The following is a 16867-nucleotide window of genomic DNA, read 5'->3' on the forward strand; positions in this document are numbered from 1 at the left end:
TCAGGCGGGCCAGATGCCGGCGAAGTGGTGCACCGGGCCGTGGCCGGAGCCGATGCCCAGCGACTCCCCCGCCTCCAGCATCCGCTGGAGGTGGTCGCGGGCCTGCTCGACCACCGGCTCCCACTGCCCCGGCCCGCCGACGCCGCGGGCCACCAGCGCCGCGATCGCCGAGGACAGCGTGCAGCCGGTGCCGTGCGTGGCGGTGGTGTCCACCCGCGGCCGCCGGGTGACCTCGACGCCGTCGGCGGTGGCCAGGACGTCGACGCTCTCCGCCCCGCCGAGGTGCCCGCCCTTGGCCAGCACCGCGCCGGGCCCGAGCTCCAGCAGCGCCTCCGCCTGCGCGGCGAGCTCGTCGACCGACGTCGCGGGCGCGGTGTCCAGCAGCGCGGCCGCCTCGGGCACGTTCGGGGTGACCAGCTCGGCCACCGGCAGCAGCTCCGTGCGGACGGCGGCGATAGCGTCCTCGTCGACCAGTCGGTCGCCGCTGGTGGCGACCATGACCGGGTCGACGACGAGCGGCCCGGCGGCGCGGCCGGCCAGCGCCGCGGCGACCTCGCGGACGACGTCGGCGGTGCCGAGCATGCCGGTCTTGGCCGCGTGCACGGTCACGTCGTCGAGCAGGGTGCGGACCTGCTCGCCCACGAACGCCCCGGGCACGGGGTGCACGCCGGTGACGCCGCGGGTGTTCTGCGCGGTGAGCGCGGTGAGGACGGCGGTGCCGTAGACGCCGAGCGCGCTGAACGTCTTGAGGTCGGCCTGGATGCCGGCGCCGCCGCTGGGGTCGCTGCCGGCGACGGTCAGCGCCACGGGCACCCCCGCCCGCCCGGTCACCGGGCCGCCCGCAGGGCCCGGGCCGCGGCGGCCGGGTCGGGCGCGGCGCACACCGCCGAGACCACGCAGATCCCGTCCACGCCGGTGACCAGCGGCGCGCGCTCGACGTCGATGCCGCCGATCGCCACCGACCGCAGCCCGCCGGCCGCCGCCTTCGCCGCCAGCGCGGCCACCCCCTCGGGCCCGAGGCCGGTGCCGGCGTCGGGCTTGGTGGGGGTGGACCAGACCGGCCCGATGCCGACGACGTCGACGGTGCCCGGCGGCAGCGCCAGCGCGACGGCCAGCTCGTCGTCGGACCCGGCCGACAGGCCCAGCAGCCGGTCGGGGCCGATCCGCGCGCGGACCTCGGCGGCCGGGGTGTCGTCCTGGCCGACGTGCACGCCGTCGGCGCCGGCCATCAGGGCGACCTCGACGTCGTCGTTGACGAACAGCGCCACGCCCGTGCCGGCCAGGACCTCCTTGACCGAGAGCGTCAGCGCGTACAGCTGCCGGCACGACGCCGTCTTGTCCCGGACCTGCACCGCGGTCACCCCGCCGGCCACCGCGGCCCGGACGACGTCGGGCACGCCGCGGGGCCCGGCCAGCGCGGTGTCGGTGACCAGGTAGAGCGTCGGGTCGAGGGCCGGCCTCACCGGGTCACCTCCGCGGCGGACAGGTCGGGAACCGCGTCGAGCGCGTCGAGCCACAGCGGGGCGAAGGTGCCCGGCCCGGCAGCGGCGGCGGCCGCGGCCTCGGCGGCCAGCGCGACGTGCGCGTGCGCGGCCACGGCGCCGGTCAGCGGGTCGTCGGTGACGGCGACGTAGGCCGCGACCAGGGCGCCCAGGGCGCAGCCGGCGCCGGTGGTGCGGGTGAGCAGGACCGAGCCGCCGCCCACCCGGACGGTGCGGGTCCCGTCGGTGACGACGTCGACCTCGCCGCTGACGGCGACCACTCCCCCGGTGCGCCCGGCCAGCGCGACGGCGGCGTCGAGCGCCTCGTCGGCCTTGTCGGTCGAGTCGACGCCGCGGCCGCCGGTCCCGGCGCCGGCCAGCGCCATGACCTCGGAGGCGTTGCCGCGGACGACGGCCGGGCGCGACTCCAGCAGCTCGGCGGCGAGCCCCGTGCGGTAGGGCAGCGCGCCGACGGCGACGGGGTCGAGCACCCACGGCGTACCGGCGGCCGCGGCCGAGCGGGCGGCCAGCCGCATCGCCTCGGCGGTGCGCTGGTTGACGGTGCCGACGTTCACCAGCACCGCCGAGGCCACGGCCGCGAAGCCCTCGGCCTCCAGCGGCTCGTCGACCATCGCCGGGGCGGCGCCGACGGCGAGCAGCGCATTCGCCGTCAGCGTCTGCACGACGGTGTTGGTCAGGCAGTGCACCAGCGGTGCGGCGCCCGTCAGCGCCTGACGGGCAGCGGTCAGAGCAGCGGCATCCACGCCGTGACATCCCTTCGCCAGCATGACCTGGACAGGTTCGACGGGTGTGTTCTCAGCCCGCCGGCCGGCGGACACCCCGAGTCACTGCCCGTCGACGCTACCCCCGGTCCGCCAGGCGCTGTCGAAGAAGGCCAGCTCGAGCTCCATCGCCCGCCGGTAGGCGCGGCGCACGGCCGGGGTGTCGGCGGCCAGCCGGTCCAGCAGCGCCTCGAGCGTGGCGGCGAGCTCCTCGAAGCCCGGGTCGGCGTAGGTGTCGACCCACTCCCGGTAGGGCCCTGTTGCACGTGGAACCAGCGCCCGGCCCAGGTGCGCGTAGAGCCGCATGCACGGCGTCATCGCGGCGGCCACCTCGCCGACGTCGCCGAGCGCAGCCGTGGCCAGCAGGAACTCGGTGTAGGCGAGCGTCGCCGGGGCGGGGGCGACGGCGGTCAGGTCGATGCCCCAGCGGGCGGCGTAGCCGTCGTGCAGCCGCAGCTCCTCGCGGACGCCGGCCAGCAGGTCGGCGAAGGACTCCAGCGTCGCCCGGTCGCGGCTGTGCGCCACCCCGAGCGCGTAGGCGCGGGCGAAGGCCTCGAGGAAGAACGCGTCCTGGGCGACGTACCCGGCGAACCGCTCGCGCGGCAGCGTGCCGTCGGCGATCCCGGTGACGAACGGGTGCTCGCGCGCGGCGGCGGCGAGGTCGGCGCTGCCCGCCCAGAGGTCCGCCGCGAGGGTCACGCGTCCAGCGCCATCTGCCAGAACGCGGTCTCCGCGGCGACCACCTCGAGGAAGACGGAGTCGGGCGCCCCGCCGGCCACCGCCTCCAGCCCGGCCACGTACTCGGCGAAGCCCGGCGCCGTCCAGTGCTCGACGAACTCCCGGTACGGCTCCGCGCCGGGCCGGGCGGCCGACCACGCGTCGAGGTAGGTCCGCTCGATCGTCCACAGCGCGGTCAGCGCGGTGGGCAGGTCGGCGGCGTCGAGCCGGTACAGCAGGTCCCCGTAGGCGATGGTGGCCGGCAGTTGCGGGGCGTCGAGGTCCAGCCCGCGGGCGGCGGCCTGCTCCGCGAACCAGTCCAGCTCCGCGACCAGCGCCACGCACCCCGCGGCGAGCACCCCCTGCGCCGCGCGCGGCGCCCGGGCCAGCAGCCGCGCCTGGAAGCGCAGCAGGTCGGCGACGAAGTACGCGTCCTGCACCAGCCAGGTGTCGAAGGCGGCGGGCGGCAGCGTGCCGTCGCGGACGGCGTCGAGGAACGGGTGGCGGGTGGCTCGGCCCCAGGCGTCGGCGTGGCGGGCGAGCAGGTCGGCGACCGGCACGGCGCCCGACCCTACGGGGTGGCTATGGTGGCGCCGCCATGTGCGGGAGCTCGGGACAACCGGGCTGAGAGGGCGGCTGAGCGCGCCGCCGACCGCTGGAACCTGACCGGGTAATGCCGGCGTAGGGAGCGACCATGAGCACGGCGGACCCTGTCCGTACCGACGCCGTCCGTACGGCTGACGCACCCCTCACCCTCGACCAGGCGCCGCCGCGCACGCTGGGCCTAGCCGCCAACCTCGGCCTGTGGGCCAACCTCGGCGTCAGCCTGCTGCTGCCGGTGGCGGCGGTGTTCGTCGTCCTGCCGGGGCGGTCGCTGGCGGTCACGCTCGCCGCCGTCGTCGTCGGCGCCGTGCTCGGGTCGGCGCTGCTCGGGCTGGTCGCCGCCGCCGGCGCGCGGGAGGGCGTGCCCGGGATGGTGCTGCTGCGCGGGCTGCTCGGCCGGCGCACCTCCTGGCTGCCCACGGCGTTCAACCTCGTGCAGTGCGTCGGCTGGGCGACGTTCGAGATCGTGGTCATCGCCGAGGCCGCCGCCCGGGTGCTGGACGCGCCGCGCTGGCCGTTCGTCGTCGCCGCCGGGGTGCTGGCCACCGCGATGGCGCTGCGGCCCCTCGGCGTCGTGCGGGTGCTCGCCCGGTACGCCGTCTGGGCCGCGCTGGCCGCCGTCGCCTACCTGTTCGTGCAGGTCCTGGCCGAGTCGCTGCCGCCGCTGGAGGGCGGCGGGGCGACGTCGTTCTGGACCGCCGCCGACATCGTCATCGCGCTGCCGGTGTCCTGGCTGCCGCTGGCCGCCGACTACACCCGCCACGCCCGCAGCGCCCGCGCGGCCGGGGTCGGGTCGGCGGTCGGCTACGGCGCCGCCACCGTCGTCATGTTCACCCTCGGCGTGCTGGCGCTGGCCGCCTACGGCAGCGCGGGCCTCGACGTCATCGGCGCGCTGCTGGCCGTCCCGCTGGGCGCCGTGGCGGTGCTGGTGCTGGTCGCCGTCGAGCTCGACGAGGCGTTCGCCAACCTGTACTCGACGGCGGTGTCGGCGCAGAACGTCGTCGCGCGGCTGGACCGGCGGGTGCTCGCCGTCGTCGTGGGCGCGGTCGCGACGCTGCTCGCGCTGACCTTCGACGTCGCCGCCTACGAGCCGTTCCTCTTCCTCATCGGCGCGGTGTTCGTGCCGCTGGCCGGGGTGCTGATCGTGGCCTACTGGCTGACCCCGCGCGGGCGCTGGGACACCTCCGACGCCGCGCCCGCCCGGCCGCTGTACCTGCTGCCGTGGGCCGCCGGGTTCGTCGCCTACCAGCTGACCCTGCCCACGTACTTCCCCGGCCCGGGGGCGGGCTGGACGGCGTGGTGGGGCGCGCGGCAGGCCGGCCTCGGCATCGACCCGGCCAACGGCTGGTCGGCGTCGCTGGTGGGGCTGGCCGTGGCCGTCGTGCTCACCGTGCCGCTCGTGCTGGCCGGCCGCCGGCGGTGACCGACGTCGCCGTCGCGGGAGGCGGCCTGGTCGGGCTCGCGGTGGCCTGGCGGGCCGCCCGCCGCGGGCTGTCGGTGACCGTCGTCGACGACGCCCCGGGCAGCGGCGCCTCCGCCGCGGCGGCCGGGATGCTCGCGCCGGTCACGGAGGCCGGGTACCGCGAGGAGCCGCTGCTGCGGCTGGGCCTGGACTCCCTCGCCCGCTGGCCGGCGTTCGCCGCGGAGCTCGAGGCGGCCGCCGGGACGCCGGTCGGGCTGCGCACCGCGGGCACGCTGGTGGTCGGGTTCGACGAGGACGACGTCCGCGAGCTCGACGCACTGCACGCCTTCCAGGGCGAGCTCGGCCTGGCCGCGCGGCGGCTGACCCCGCGCGAGGCCCGCCGCCGCGAGCCGGCGCTGGCCACCCGCGTGCGCGGCGGGCTGCTGGTCGAGGGTGACCACTCGGTGGACGGGCGGGCGGTGCACGCCGCGCTGCTGGCCGCCGCGGTGTCGGCCGGGGTGACCCTGCTGCGCGACCGGGTGGCGGAGGTGGTCGTCGACGGCGGCCGCGCGGCCGGCCTGCGGCTGGCGTCCGGGGACGTGCTGACCGCCGGCGCCACGGTGCTCGCGCTCGGCGCGCGCAGCGGGCGGCTGCCCGGCGTCCCGCCGCTGCCGGTGCGCCCGGTCAAGGGCCAGGTCCTGCGGCTGGCCGGCGCGGCCGGGCTGCTCGAGGGCACCGTGCGGGCGCTGGTCCGCGGCCGGCCCGTCTACCTCGTCCCCTACGCCGGCGACCGGCTGGTCGTGGGCGCCACCAGCGAGGACCGCGGCTTCGACGCCCGGGTCACCGCCGGCGGCGTGCACGACCTGCTGCACGACGCGATCGACGTCGTCCCGGAGGTCTCGGAGCTGGAGCTCACCGAGACGCTGGCCCGATGGCGGCCGGGGACGCCGGACAACGCGCCGCTGCTCGGGCCCTCGTCGCTGCCCGCGCTGGTGCTGGCCACCGGCCACCACCGCAACGGCGTGCTGCTCACCCCGGTGACCGCCGAGGCCACCGCCGAGCTGCTGGCCACCGGCGCACTGCCCGCGGTGGCCGCCCCGTTCACCGCCGACCGCTTCGGGATCGGACCTCCGAGGAGGACGCAGTGCAGCTGACCGTCAACGGCGCCCCGGCCGACCTGGCCGACGGCGCCACCGTGGCCGACCTCGTCGCCCAGCGCGCCGCGGGGCACGACCGCGTGGCCGTCGCCCGCAACGGCGACGTCGTCCCGCGCAGCAGCTGGGCGCAGACCCCGCTGGCCCCCGGCGACGCCGTCGAGGTGCTCGCCCCGACCGCAGGAGGCTGACCGTGCTGGAGGACCCGTTCGAGCTGGGCGGCGAGACGTTCGGCTCCCGGCTGCTGCTCGGCACCGGCGGGGTGCCCAGCCTGGAGGCGCTGGAGGCCGCGGTGCGCGCCTCGGGCACCGAGGTGGTGACCGTGGCGCTGCGCCGGGTGGAGGCGTCCGCGACCGGCTCGATGATGCAGGTGCTCGACCGGGCCGGCGTCCGGCTGCTGCCCAACACCGCCGGGTGCATGACCGCCCGCGAGGCGGTGCGCACCGCCCGGCTGGGCCGCGAGGCGTTCGCCACCGACTGGGTCAAGCTCGAGGTCGTCGGCGACGACGTCACCCTGCTCCCCGACGCCGTCGAGCTGCTCGACGCCGCCGAGCAGCTGGTCGCCGAGGGCTTCACCGTGCTCGCCTACACGACCGACGACCCGGTGCTCGGCCGCCGCCTGGCCGACGCCGGCTGCGCCGCGGTCATGCCGCTGGGCTCGCCGATCGGCAGCGGACTGGGCATCCGCAACCCGCACGCCATCGCGCTGCTGCGGGAGGCCGTCGACGTGCCGCTGGTCCTCGACGCCGGCATCGGCACCGCCTCGGACGCCGCGCTGGCCATGGAGCTGGGCTGCGACGCGGTGCTGCTCGCCACCGCGGTCACCCGCGCCCGCGACCCCGAGCGGATGGCGCTGGCCATGCGGCAGGCGGTGGAGGCCGGGCGCCTGGCGAAGCTGGCCGGGCGCATCCCGCGCCGCTGGCACGCCGAGGCGTCGACGCCGTTCGAGGGACTGCCCGCGCTGTGACCGTCCCCCGCCTGCTCGTCGTCACCGACCGGACGCAGGCGCGCGGCCCGCTGCCCGAGGTGGTCGCGGACGCCGTCGCGGCCGGCGCCCGGGCGGTGCTGCTGCGGGACAAGGACCTGCCGCTGCCCGAGCGGGCGGCGCTGGCCCGCGAGCTGCGGGCGGTGCTCGACCCGGTGGGCGGGCTGCTCGTGTGGGGCGGCGCGGCCGGAGCGCCGGCGGCGACGGCGGTGCACCTGTCCGCCGCCGACCCGGTCCCCGCCGCCCGCCCGCCGCTGCTGGGCCGCTCCTGCCACTCGGCGGCGGAGCTGGCGCGGGCGGCGGCCGAGGGCTGCGACTGGGTGACCCTGTCCCCCTTCGCGCCCACCCCGTCCAAGCCCGGCCACGGCCCGGCGCTGGGCGCGGCCGGGCTGGCCGCGCTGGTCGGCAGCGCCCCGACGGTGCTCGCGCTCGGCGGTGTGCGGCCCGGGGACGTGGCCGGGTGCCTGGCCGCCGGGGCGCACGGGGTCGCCGTCATGGGGCCGGTGATGCGCGACCCGGCCGTCGTCGCGGCCTACCGCGCGGCCCTCCCCGCCGGGTGATCCTGGCCCGGACGTGTGACGCTGGTCGCAGCCGGGTTTACGGAACCGATCCGCGAGCCATACGCAGGTGTTCGACTTCGCGTCCACGACGGGGCGCCGACACGAGGAGTTCACGGGGTGAGACGCGGAACGGCCGGTCCTGGCTGGCCGTCGGCGTCGCCTCCGCCTGCCCGGGACGGGCTGTCCTGGGAGCTGTCCGACGTCGCCGAGCTGCCCCGGGTGCGCGAGGAGCTGCGGCGGTCGCACGTCGTGCCCGACTCGCCCGACGTGCGCGACCGGCTGGTCCTCGTGCTCGACGAGATGGCCTCCAACGCGCTGCGCCACGGCGGCGGCGCGGTCGAGGCGGTGGTGCGCCACACCGGGGACGCCTTCCTGGTCGCGGTGTCCGACGGCGCCGCCGGCACCCCGCCCACGCCGGCGGTCGACCGCGACCCCTCCGAGGGCGGCCTGGGGCTGTACCTCATCGCCGAGCTGTCGACGGCGCACGGCTGGTACGCGGACGACGGCCACAAGACCGTCTGGGCGGTGCTCCCCCCGCGCTGAGCTTCAGTCCTGGGGGTGGAGGCGCATGGCGACCAGGGCGACGTCGTCCTGGAGGCCCTCGGGGCGCAGCCGGGCGAGCAGGGCGTCGCCGAGCCGCTCCAGCGGGAGGTCGGCGAGGCGGGCCAGGGCGGTCCCCAGCAGGCCGATCCCGTCGTCGAGCAGCAGGTCGCGGCCCTCGACCAGCCCGTCGGTGTAGAGCAGCAGCGTCGAGCCGCGGGGGACCTCCACCGCGGCCGAGCTGCGCCGGGCGCCGGGGTCGACGCCGAGCATGAGCTGGCCGCGCTCGGTGCCCAGCGTGTGCACCTCCCCGTCGGGGGTGAGCAGCAGCGGCGGCGGGTGCCCGGCGTTGGACCAGCGCAGGGTCGTCGTCCCGGCGGCGCGCTGCTCCGGCGTCTGCTCGACGCGGGCGACCACCGCGGTGGCCATCGTGCGCATGCCGAGCGCGTCGACGGCGGCGTCGAGCTCGGCCAGGACGGCGTCGGGCGGGACGTCGCCGCGGTAGGCGATGCCGCGCAGCATGCCGCGCAGCTGGCCCATGCTCGCCGCGGCCTCGGTGTCGTGGCCGACGACGTCGCCGATGACCAGCACGGTGGCGCCGTCGGGCTGGAGGAACGCGTCGTACCAGTCGCCGCCGACCTGGGCGACCTCCAGCGCCGGCTGGTAGCGGACGACGATCTCGGCGTGGTCGGGCTGCGGCGGCGCGGTGAGCATGCTGCGCTGCAGCGCCTCGGCCAGCCGCCGCTGCTGGTCGAACAGCCGGGCGTTGTCCAGCGCCAGGGCGACGCGGTCCGCGACCTCGCGGGCGGCGGCGACCTCCTCGGCGTTGGCGGCCGGCCGGTCGGCGCCGCGGTAGACGCTCAGCGCGCCGAGCGTGCGCCCGCGGGCCAGCAGCGGCAGGGTCACCGCCGTCCGCGGGGCGAGGGCGTCGAAGACCTCGCGGACCTGGTCCGGGAGCGTCGGGCGGATGGCCGCCGGGACGTCGTCGACGGTGAGCAGCCGGCCGGACTGCAGCGCCCGCAGCACGGGCGCGTCGGCGGGGACCGACGCCAGCCGCAGGTCGGCGTAGGCCGCCGCGGCCGCCCGCATCGCCGGGTCGCGGTGCCAGCTCGCGACGTCGCGCATCCGGCCGTCCTCGCCGGCGGACAGCGTGAGGATCACCCAGTCGCCGAGCACGGGGACGACGGCCTCGGCGACCCGCTGCAGCGCCGGCTCCTCGGCGCCCCCGGAGCCCAGCGACGCGGACATGAGCGCGCTGACCTCGGCGACCAGCGACAGCCGGGCGGCGCTGTCCCGGGCCCGCTGCTCGGCGGCGCGGCGCTCGGTGACCTCGAGGAAGTAGACCGACAGCCCGTCGGGACCGGGCCACGCGCGGACCTCGTACCAGGCGTCCAGCGGCGGCGGGTAGTACGCCTCGAAGACCCGCTCCTCGCCGCGCTCCATCGCCGCCCGGTAGTTGACCTCGAAGTCGCTGCCGACGGCGGCGGGGAACAGCTCCCACAGGTCCCCGCCGACCAGCTCGTCGCGGCCGCGGCGCAGCACCCGCTCGGCCTCGGCGTTGACGTAGGTGAAGCGCCAGTCGCGGTCGAGGGCGAAGAACGCCGACCGCATCGTCTCGAGGATCCGGGACACCCGGGCGTCGCCCTCGTGCAGGCCGGTGGTGTCGATGCCGGCGCCGAGCAGCCGCACCGCCCGCCCGCGGTCGTCGGCCAGCGCGCGGCCGCGGCCCTGCACCCACCGGGTCTCACCGGAGGGCAGCACGATGCGGAACTCGGCGTCGTAGGCGCCGACGGTGTCGATCGCCTCCCGCAGGGCGGCGAGGGTGCGGTCCCGGTCGTCGGGGTGCAGGCGGTCGGCGAAGGCCCCGATCGTCTCGCCGAACCCGTCGGCCTCCAGCCCGAAGATGGCCAGGAGCTGGTCGTCCCAGGCGAGCCGGCCGGACTCGAGGTCCCAGTCGAAGCTGCCGATGCCGGCGGCGTCGATCGCCAGCTCGAAGCGCAGCCGGGCGACCTCGAGGTCGTCGGGCAGCACCGACAGGGGGCGGGCCGGCGCTCCCGTCAACCCCGGACGCTGCTCGGGGACGGTCACGGGAAGCGGGGGTCCATTCGGTGCGGGAGCGGTGGTCCGCCGTCCTTTCTCCCATGCCGGGGCCCGGAACGACAACCGGTGTGCCGGAGTCGACACCGCGTGCCGACGCGCGGGAGCCCCGGCCCGCGTCGCGGACCGGGGCTCCCGGTGGGGCGGTGCGGCGTCAGGCGGCCGTGACCCCGAACCCGGCCAGCCAGTCCTGGACGACGGGGACGTCGACCCGCTGCAGGCCGTCGATGTACCGGCAGTTGGACGTGTAGCCGTAGCTGGTCACCGTGACGACGTGCCCGGTCTCCGGGTTGAAGCTCGGGCCGCCGGAGTCGCCGAAGCAGGTGCCGCCACCGCCGCGGTTGTCGTGCTCGTTGCCGTTGACCTGCAGGATCTGCGGGGTCAGCTTCTGGCCGACGACGTCGGTGTAGCGGCGCAGGATCGGGAAGCTCTGCGGGGTCGGCTTCTGCGGGCCGGAGTCGGCCTGCCGGACCTCGGTGCCGTAGCCGACCGCGGTGAAGGTCGTGCGGTTCAGCCGCGGCTGGGCGTACCGGTCCAGCTCGTTCGGCGCGGCGAGCTGGGCCGGCTCGATGCCGGTGACCGGCGCGTCGAGGACGACGACGCCGACGTCGTTCCAGTTGTCCGTGTCGGTGAAGTCCGAGTACTCCGGGTGGGTGGACGCCGTACCCGAGTACCAGCCGTCGGGGAGGGTCTCCCCGGAGCCGAAGCCCTCGGCCGGGACAGCGGCGGTCGGCAGGTCGGAGGGTGCCTCCTCGTCGACCACCGGCTCGAAGGTGACGATCGTGTCGCCCACGGTGCCGGCCGTGCAGTGCGCCGCGGTGAGGACCACGGTCTCCGTGACGAGCGTCCCCGAGCAGCGGTAGCGGCCGGTCGCGTCGTAGAAGACCAGCAGGCCCACGTTGTCGTAGACGTTGGTGCGGTCCTCGATGCCGCCGGTGACGGCTCCGGCCGGTGCCGGTGCGACCAGGCCGGCGGTGAGCAGGGCGGCCGCCCCGGCGAGCACCGCCTTGGTGCGTGCGTGCATCCCTCGTCCCCTCGGGTGTCCGTGGACCGCCGGGCGGCGGCTCCACCGAGGGGAACGAACCGTGCACGGAGGGGATACGCAACTCGTCAGGACCGGTGCCGGACGCGGGACGGGCGCTCCCGGCGGCGCGGGCCGGCGGCGGTGCCGGTCCGGCCGCCCGGGAGCGCCCGTCGTGTCGTCTCGTCCTCGCGCGCCCCGGGGCGGGGCCGCGTCCGCCGTCCTCCTCGCGGCGCCGGGCCGGTGACCGTGGCCGGGTCCCGCGGGCGTCCACCTCCTCCGGCGGGCCGGGCGCCTGCCTGGCCGGGTCGCGCTCGGTCAGAGACCCGGGGGGACGACGGGGCGGGTCGTCCCCCGCCGGGCACCGGCGGGACCCGGTCCTCCCGCCGCGGCGGCCGTCGCCGGACAGGCCGCGCCGCGCTCGTCCGGGCCTCCCGGGAGGGTCCGCGCGCTGCACCCGGGGGTGAGTCGGCGGGGGGTCGAGGCCGGATCGTCGTGCGGGAGCGTCTGTCGGGCGGCGGGGACTCCTGCTGCCGGGCGCCGCTCCGCGGTGCGGTCCGGGGCCTCCCTGGAGGGTCCGCGCGCTGCACCCGGGGGTGAGTCGGCGGGGGGTCGAGGCCGGATCGTCGTGCGGAGGCGTCTGCCCGGCGGCGGGGTGCCGCGGAGGAGGGCCAGGGGCGGCCGTGGTCGGCCGGGAGGTGGATCTGCTCGGGGAGCGGGCCGGCGGTCCGGCCACCCGCGGGGGGAAGGGGGCGGCCGGGCCCGTCGAGCACGTCGACGAGGGGCGGACGCACGTCCCCGGGGAGGGGGCGCGCTGCGGATCAGTCGGGAGCCGGTGGCGGCGGTCGGGGCGAACCCCGCGCCGGGTGCCCGCCCGGGTCGCCCCGGGTGCGCACCGCACCGGCGGTGCGCGGCGGGTCGGGCGCCCGCGCCGTCGGCCGCCCGGCGGCGGGCCGCGCCGGCCAGCCGGCCGGGGCCAGCGCCGGGCCCGCGGAGCGGGGGGCGGCGGGACGGGGCGGGACCGGCCGGCCGGAGCCGGGCGGGAGCGACGCCACGGCGGGGGAAGGCGCCGCGGGCCGGATCGTGGGGGTGCTCGGCAGCTCGGTGAGCACCACGGGGCCGTTCGGGACGCGAGGCCACGCGGCGGCCGGTGCGGCCGGTGCGGCCGGGCGGGGGCGGCCCCAGGCCAGGTGCGCGCCGTCGGGGCCGGCGCCCCAGAGCGCCAGCCGCCGGACCAGGCCGGGACCGGGCGGCGGGACGACGACGGGCGCGGTCGGCCACGCGGCGTGGGCGCCGTCGGGGCCGGCGCCCCACATCGCCAGCCGCCGGACCGAGGCCCGCAGCCGGGCGCGCCAGCGCGGGCCGGCCGCCGGCACCGGGAGCGGGGCGGCCGGAGCCGCGGGGACCGGCGTCGCCGCCGGCGGGACCGGGCGCGGCCGCGGCACCGGCACCGGGCGGGCCACCGGCAGCGGGCGCAGCGCCCGGGAGGCGCCCGGCGAGCGGGTCGACACCGCGCGGCGCGGCCGGGGCCGCCGCGGCAGCTCGTGTGCCCGGTCGAGCAGGCCGAACAGGCCGGCCAGGGACAGGTCGTCCGGCAGGGTCGCCGACGACGGGGCGGGTGCCCGGTCGATCGCCATGCCGTCCTCCTGGGGGTCTTGGTCCGCAGCCGGGGAAGGTGCTGCGGACAGGGAGAACGGTAGGGACGGCGGGCCTCGCGAACGGCCGATCGGGACACGTCCTGGAGGCCCCGTGACGCAACCGTTGTGACGCCCTGACCAGGGCGTTGATCACCCGGTGCTGCCGACGATCACTTGTCGACCCGTCGACTGCCCGCGAGCGTGGGAGGCCCCCGCGGGGCCTCCGGTCACGCCCGGACACGCCCCGGCGCGCCCGGCGTGTCGGGGCGCGTCCCCGCGGCCCGCGCCCACCTCCCGTCCCCGCGTCCCGGACGGTGCGGTCCGGTTGCCGGGGGTTCCGGGCCTGCCGAGACTCGACCGGTGAGAGAGCAGCCCGCGACGGCGGCACCCGACCGGACCCCGGCGGCACGGGTGGTGCTGTACCTGGTGAGCGCGCTGCCGCGGCGCCGGGCCGGGGGCTGACCGCGGCGCAGGCGCCCCCGGGCCCGGTTGCGAGGATGGCCGGGTGGCTCCTCCCGCACCGCGGCCCCTGGTGATCGACACCGACCCCGGCATCGACGACGCGCTGGCGATCCTGCTGGCGCTGGCCAGCCCCGAGGTCGACCTCCGCCTGGTCACCACCACGCACGGCAACGTCGACCTCGCGCAGACGACCGAGAACGCGCTGCGGGTGCTGCACCTGGCCGGTCGCTCCGACGTCCCCGTGGCCGCGGGCGCCGCGGAGTCGCTGGTGCTCCCCCAGCCCGAGCGGGCCGGGCACGTCCACGGCGCCGCGGGTCTGGGCGGCGTCGAGCTGCCGCCGTCCCCGGCCGCCGTCGACCCCCGCCCGGCCGTCGTCGCGCTCGCCGAGCTGCTCCTGGCGGCGGAGGAGCCGGTGACGGTGGCCGCCATCGGGCCGTGGACCAATGTCGCGCTGCTGCTGGCCACCTACCCCGAGGCGGCGCGGCGGATCGACCGGCTGGTGCTCATGGGCGGCTCGGCCGGCCGCGGCGGCAACGTCACCGCCGCCGCGGAGTTCAACGTGTGGTCCGACCCGGAGGCCGCCGCCCGGGTGCTCGGCTCGACGGTGCCCACCGTGCTCGTCGGCCTCGACGTCACCCTGCCCACGGTCCTCGACGAGGACGGCATCGCCCGGTTCGCCGCGGCCGGGCCGGTCGGCAAGACGGCGGCGGCGATCCTGCAGCGATACCTGGACCACGCCCGCACCTCCTACGGCACGACCGGCGTGGTGGTGCACGACGCGCTGGCGCTCACCGAGGCGATCGTGCCGGGGACGCTGGGCACCGTCCGCCGCGACGTCGTCGTCGACACCACCGCGGGGCCGGCCCGCGGGCAGACACTGGTCGACCGGCGGACGGTCTCGCACTCCCCCACCGCGGTCGACGTCGCCGAGACCGTGGACAGCCCGGCCGCCGTCGAGTTCCTGGTCAGCCGGCTGGCCGGCCTGGCGACCCGGGTGGGCTGAGCCGCCCGGGTGGGCCGGGCGTCACTGCTGCGGCGGCTCCGCCACGGAGGCGACGATGCCGGTCGCGATGTCGCGCAGCTTGCGGTTGTAGCGCTGGGAGGCCGTGCGCAGCAGCTCGAAGGCGGCCTCGGCGTCGACGTGCCGCTGCGCCATCAGCACGCCCTTGGCCTGCTCGATGACCGCGCGGGACTGCATCGCCAGCTCCATGTTGCGGGCGTGCTCGCCGAGCTGGGCGTGCGCGTCGGCGTTGGCGACGGCGACCGCGACCGCCTCCGCCACCGCGCGGGCGACCTCCGTCGACGCCGCGGAGGCGAACGCGGCAGGCTTCGTCGAGTAGTTGTTCAGCGCCCCGATCATCGTGCCCTGGTAGGGCAGCGGCGTCGACAGCGAGCTGCGGACGCCGACCTCCACCACCCGGGCGACGTAGTCCGGCCAGCGGGTCTCGGTGTGCGTGTCGTCGATGCGCAGCACCACGCCGCCGCGGCCGGCGTCCAGGCAGGGGCCGTAGCCCCGCTCGTACTGCAGCTCGTCGGCCGCCAGCGCCATGTCGCCGTGGTGGGCAGCGGTGGTGGCCACGTCGCCGCGGACGAGGGTGATCGACGTCGACTCGGCGCCGGGGATGTTCTCGGCGGCGATCCGGGTGACCTCGCCGAGCACGTCGTCCAGTGCCCGGTCGGCCAGCTGCAGCCGGCTCAGCGCTCGCCAGAGGTCCTCCACGGGGCACATCCTGCCCGTGCCGGCCGCTGCCGTGGAGCCGGGTGATCACCCCACGGGCGGGGGACACGCGGGCCCGCCGCTGCGGGCCAGGGCGCTTTCGGTCAGGATGGACGCCGGTCGGCGGAGCAGACGCGAGGGGTGGGACATGGGCCAGGAGGCGTGGCCGTGCACTCCGGTGCCCTCCGTGGCCGGCGACGTCTGGCACTGGCAGCTGGAGGCCATGCACGTCGTCTCCCGGGTCCGTGCGGACCTGCGGGCGCGCATCGCCCACCCGTCGGTGAGCACGTCGTCGACCGAGGACGCCCGCGACGGGCTGCTGCTGGTGTTCGAGGAGCTGGCCTCCAACGCCCTGCGGCACGGCGGCGGCGACGTCCGCGCGCTGGTGGTGGCCAGCCCCGCCGGGTGGCTGCTCGACCTCAGCGACGAGGCGCCCGAGCGGCCGCCGGTGCCCGCCGTCGACCGCGACCCGTCCCTGGGCGGGATGGGCCTGCACCTGGTCGCGCAGCTGTCGGTCGACTACGGCTGGGAGAAGCGCCCCGGCCGCAAGCACGTGTGGGCGCGGCTGCCCTCGGGCCTGGAGCCGGTCGAGGGCTTCGGCAGCCAGGTCCCCGAGCCGCGCGCGCCGGAGATCCCCCGGGACTGAGCCCCGGGCCTCAGGCCGAGTCGGCCACCGCCGCGCCGTCGTGCTCGGCGCGGGCGCAGTGCGCGCAGCAGTAGAACTGCCCCTCCACGACGACGCCGTGGCCCACCACCTTGACGCCGCAGTGCTCGCAGATGGGCGCCATGCGGTGGATGGCGCACTCGAAGCTGTCGAAGGTGTGCCGGGCCCCCTGGGCCACCACCTCGAAGCTCATGTCGTAGTCGTTGCCGCAGACCTCGCAGACCGCCATGGCCCCTCCCTTCCCCGGACGGGGCCGGGGGACACGGGGCCGGGTCAGCTGCTGCGGCGGGCGGTCCAGTTCGAGACGAAGTCCCGCAGGCTGCGGGTGGGCCGCAGCCACGCGCCGTCCGGCGGCAGGGCGTCGAGCCGGACGCGGTCCAGCGGCGCGGCGAAGGCGCCGGGGACGTCCTCGATGTCGATGAACTCCAGCAGGTCCGAGCCGATGGCGTAGCCCGCGACCTCGCTGAAGGCGACGACGACGACCTGGGTGCCGGTCCGCGCGAGCTCCTCGAGCGGCTCGGCGAAGTTGCGCCCGTCGCCGGAGAACACGACCAGCCGCCGCAGCCGGTGGCTGTGCGCGCGGACCTCGATGTGGTCGAGCATCGCCTGGTCGATGTCGTCGTCGGGCTGGCTCTTGGGCCGGGCGAAGACGGCGTAGCCGAAGCCGCGCAGCGCCTCCACCCAGCGCTGCAGCGAGCCGACGACCGGCGGGATGTTGGCGAAGACGCAGGCCTCGACCTCGGGTGCGTCCGGCGCGGCGGCGTCGCCGGCGCCGTCGACGAACCAGGCGGCGATCGCGTCGAAGCGCGGCCGGGAGGCGGCGGTGGGGCGGGCGCCGATGACCGTCGACAGGGTCATGTCGATGTTCGGCGCATCCCAGATGAGCAGGTCCAGCGCGGGTCGCCCGCGGCCGCCGTCGGTCCGGGGCTCGGCCAGGGGCGTCTCGTCGCTGGTCGCGGTCACGGGGGCAGTCTGCCCGGTCGCCGTCGCGTCCGGACCGGGGCCACCCGACGTGTCCGGCACCGGCGGGACGACGGCCGGGACG

General features: G+C 77.7%; 19 protein-coding genes and 1 riboswitch. Of the genes, 8 read left to right on the top strand and 11 right to left on the bottom strand.

What is annotated here, in order from left to right; translation table 11 throughout:
- The 5 genes from thiD to ACI79L_RS07715 all read right to left on the bottom strand — a co-directional run bounded on the left by thiD (nt 1) and on the right by ACI79L_RS07715 (nt 3540).
- Complete coding sequence (gene thiD / locus ACI79L_RS07695) at nt 1–807, bottom strand: bifunctional hydroxymethylpyrimidine kinase/phosphomethylpyrimidine kinase (RefSeq protein WP_456936208.1); 807 nt, start codon at nt 805–807, stop codon at nt 1–3.
- A 20-nt stretch (nt 808–827) separates the two neighbouring features.
- Entirely contained in the window at nt 828–1463 is a 636-nt protein-coding gene (gene thiE / locus ACI79L_RS07700) for a thiamine phosphate synthase (protein ID WP_456936209.1), read from the bottom strand.
- On the bottom strand, nt 1460–2245 hold the full coding sequence (thiM, locus tag ACI79L_RS07705) for a hydroxyethylthiazole kinase (protein WP_456936210.1): 786 nt from the start codon (nt 2243–2245) through the stop codon (nt 1460–1462). The genes thiE and thiM overlap by 4 nt, the downstream gene beginning before the upstream one ends.
- Nucleotides 2238–2334: riboswitch (TPP riboswitch) on the bottom strand. (Overlaps the previous gene by 8 nt.)
- Complete coding sequence (locus ACI79L_RS07710; RefSeq protein WP_456936211.1) at nt 2327–2962, bottom strand: TenA family protein; 636 nt, start codon at nt 2960–2962, stop codon at nt 2327–2329. Its footprint overlaps the riboswitch before it by 8 nt.
- Complete coding sequence (locus ACI79L_RS07715; RefSeq protein WP_456936212.1) at nt 2959–3540, bottom strand: thiaminase II/PqqC family protein; 582 nt, start codon at nt 3538–3540, stop codon at nt 2959–2961. Before ACI79L_RS07715 ends, ACI79L_RS07710 begins: the two co-directional genes overlap by 4 nt.
- Nucleotides 3541–3674: 134 nt before the next feature.
- Between ACI79L_RS07715 and ACI79L_RS07720 the strand changes: the two genes are divergently transcribed.
- The 6 genes from ACI79L_RS07720 to ACI79L_RS07745 all read left to right on the top strand — a co-directional run bounded on the left by ACI79L_RS07720 (nt 3675) and on the right by ACI79L_RS07745 (nt 8227).
- Nucleotides 3675–5006: a purine-cytosine permease family protein gene (locus ACI79L_RS07720; protein ID WP_456936213.1), complete on the top strand. Its 1332-nt coding sequence runs from the start codon at nt 3675–3677 to the stop codon at nt 5004–5006.
- On the top strand, nt 5003–6139 hold the full coding sequence (gene thiO / locus ACI79L_RS07725) for a glycine oxidase ThiO (protein WP_456936214.1): 1137 nt from the start codon (nt 5003–5005) through the stop codon (nt 6137–6139). Before ACI79L_RS07720 ends, thiO begins: the two co-directional genes overlap by 4 nt.
- Nucleotides 6130–6330: a sulfur carrier protein ThiS gene (gene thiS / locus ACI79L_RS07730; protein ID WP_456936215.1), complete on the top strand. Its 201-nt coding sequence runs from the start codon at nt 6130–6132 to the stop codon at nt 6328–6330. Before thiO ends, thiS begins: the two co-directional genes overlap by 10 nt.
- Before the next feature lie 2 nt (nt 6331–6332).
- Nucleotides 6333–7106, top strand: coding sequence for a thiazole synthase (locus tag ACI79L_RS07735; protein WP_456936216.1), 774 nt, complete (start codon nt 6333–6335; stop codon nt 7104–7106).
- Entirely contained in the window at nt 7103–7684 is a 582-nt protein-coding gene (locus ACI79L_RS07740) for a thiamine phosphate synthase (RefSeq protein WP_456936217.1), read from the top strand. The genes ACI79L_RS07735 and ACI79L_RS07740 overlap by 4 nt, the downstream gene beginning before the upstream one ends.
- Nucleotides 7685–7801: 117 nt before the next feature.
- Nucleotides 7802–8227, top strand: a complete 426-nt coding sequence (locus tag ACI79L_RS07745) for an ATP-binding protein (RefSeq protein ID WP_456936218.1) — start codon at nt 7802–7804, stop codon at nt 8225–8227.
- Nucleotides 8228–8230: 3 nt separating this feature from the next.
- Here ACI79L_RS07745 and ACI79L_RS07750 read toward each other — a convergent pair whose 3' ends face one another.
- From ACI79L_RS07750 to ACI79L_RS07760, 3 genes are all read right to left on the bottom strand, one after another.
- Nucleotides 8231–10285 carry a SpoIIE family protein phosphatase gene (locus ACI79L_RS07750; protein WP_456936219.1) on the bottom strand — a complete coding sequence of 685 codons (2055 nt, stop codon included), beginning with the start codon at nt 10283–10285 and terminating at the stop codon, nt 8231–8233.
- A 190-nt stretch (nt 10286–10475) separates the two neighbouring features.
- Nucleotides 10476–11345, bottom strand: coding sequence for a trypsin-like serine protease (locus ACI79L_RS07755; RefSeq protein WP_456936220.1), 870 nt, complete (start codon nt 11343–11345; stop codon nt 10476–10478).
- 818 nt (nt 11346–12163) lie between these two features.
- Complete coding sequence (locus tag ACI79L_RS07760; RefSeq protein WP_456936221.1) at nt 12164–12979, bottom strand: hypothetical protein; 816 nt, start codon at nt 12977–12979, stop codon at nt 12164–12166.
- A 505-nt stretch (nt 12980–13484) separates the two neighbouring features.
- Between ACI79L_RS07760 and ACI79L_RS07765 the strand changes: the two genes are divergently transcribed.
- Entirely contained in the window at nt 13485–14444 is a 960-nt protein-coding gene (locus ACI79L_RS07765; RefSeq protein ID WP_456936222.1) for a nucleoside hydrolase, read from the top strand.
- Nucleotides 14445–14465: 21 nt separating this feature from the next.
- Here the strand turns inward: ACI79L_RS07765 and ACI79L_RS07770 are convergent, their stop codons facing one another.
- Nucleotides 14466–15161, bottom strand: a complete 696-nt coding sequence (locus ACI79L_RS07770) for an ANTAR domain-containing protein (RefSeq protein ID WP_456936223.1) — start codon at nt 15159–15161, stop codon at nt 14466–14468.
- A 184-nt stretch (nt 15162–15345) separates the two neighbouring features.
- On the opposite strand from ACI79L_RS07770, the gene ACI79L_RS07775 reads away from it, so the two are divergent.
- Nucleotides 15346–15804, top strand: coding sequence for an ATP-binding protein (locus ACI79L_RS07775; RefSeq protein WP_456936224.1), 459 nt, complete (start codon nt 15346–15348; stop codon nt 15802–15804).
- A 10-nt stretch (nt 15805–15814) separates the two neighbouring features.
- Here the strand turns inward: ACI79L_RS07775 and ACI79L_RS07780 are convergent, their stop codons facing one another.
- Complete coding sequence (locus ACI79L_RS07780) at nt 15815–16051, bottom strand: hypothetical protein (RefSeq protein WP_387988703.1); 237 nt, start codon at nt 16049–16051, stop codon at nt 15815–15817.
- A gap of 44 nt (nt 16052–16095) precedes the next feature.
- Entirely contained in the window at nt 16096–16785 is a 690-nt protein-coding gene (locus tag ACI79L_RS07785) for an NYN domain-containing protein (RefSeq protein WP_456927790.1), read from the bottom strand.
- Nucleotides 16786–16867 lie beyond the last annotated feature (82 nt).

The sequence above is a fragment of the Geodermatophilus sp. SYSU D00684 genome (assembly GCF_054050455.1).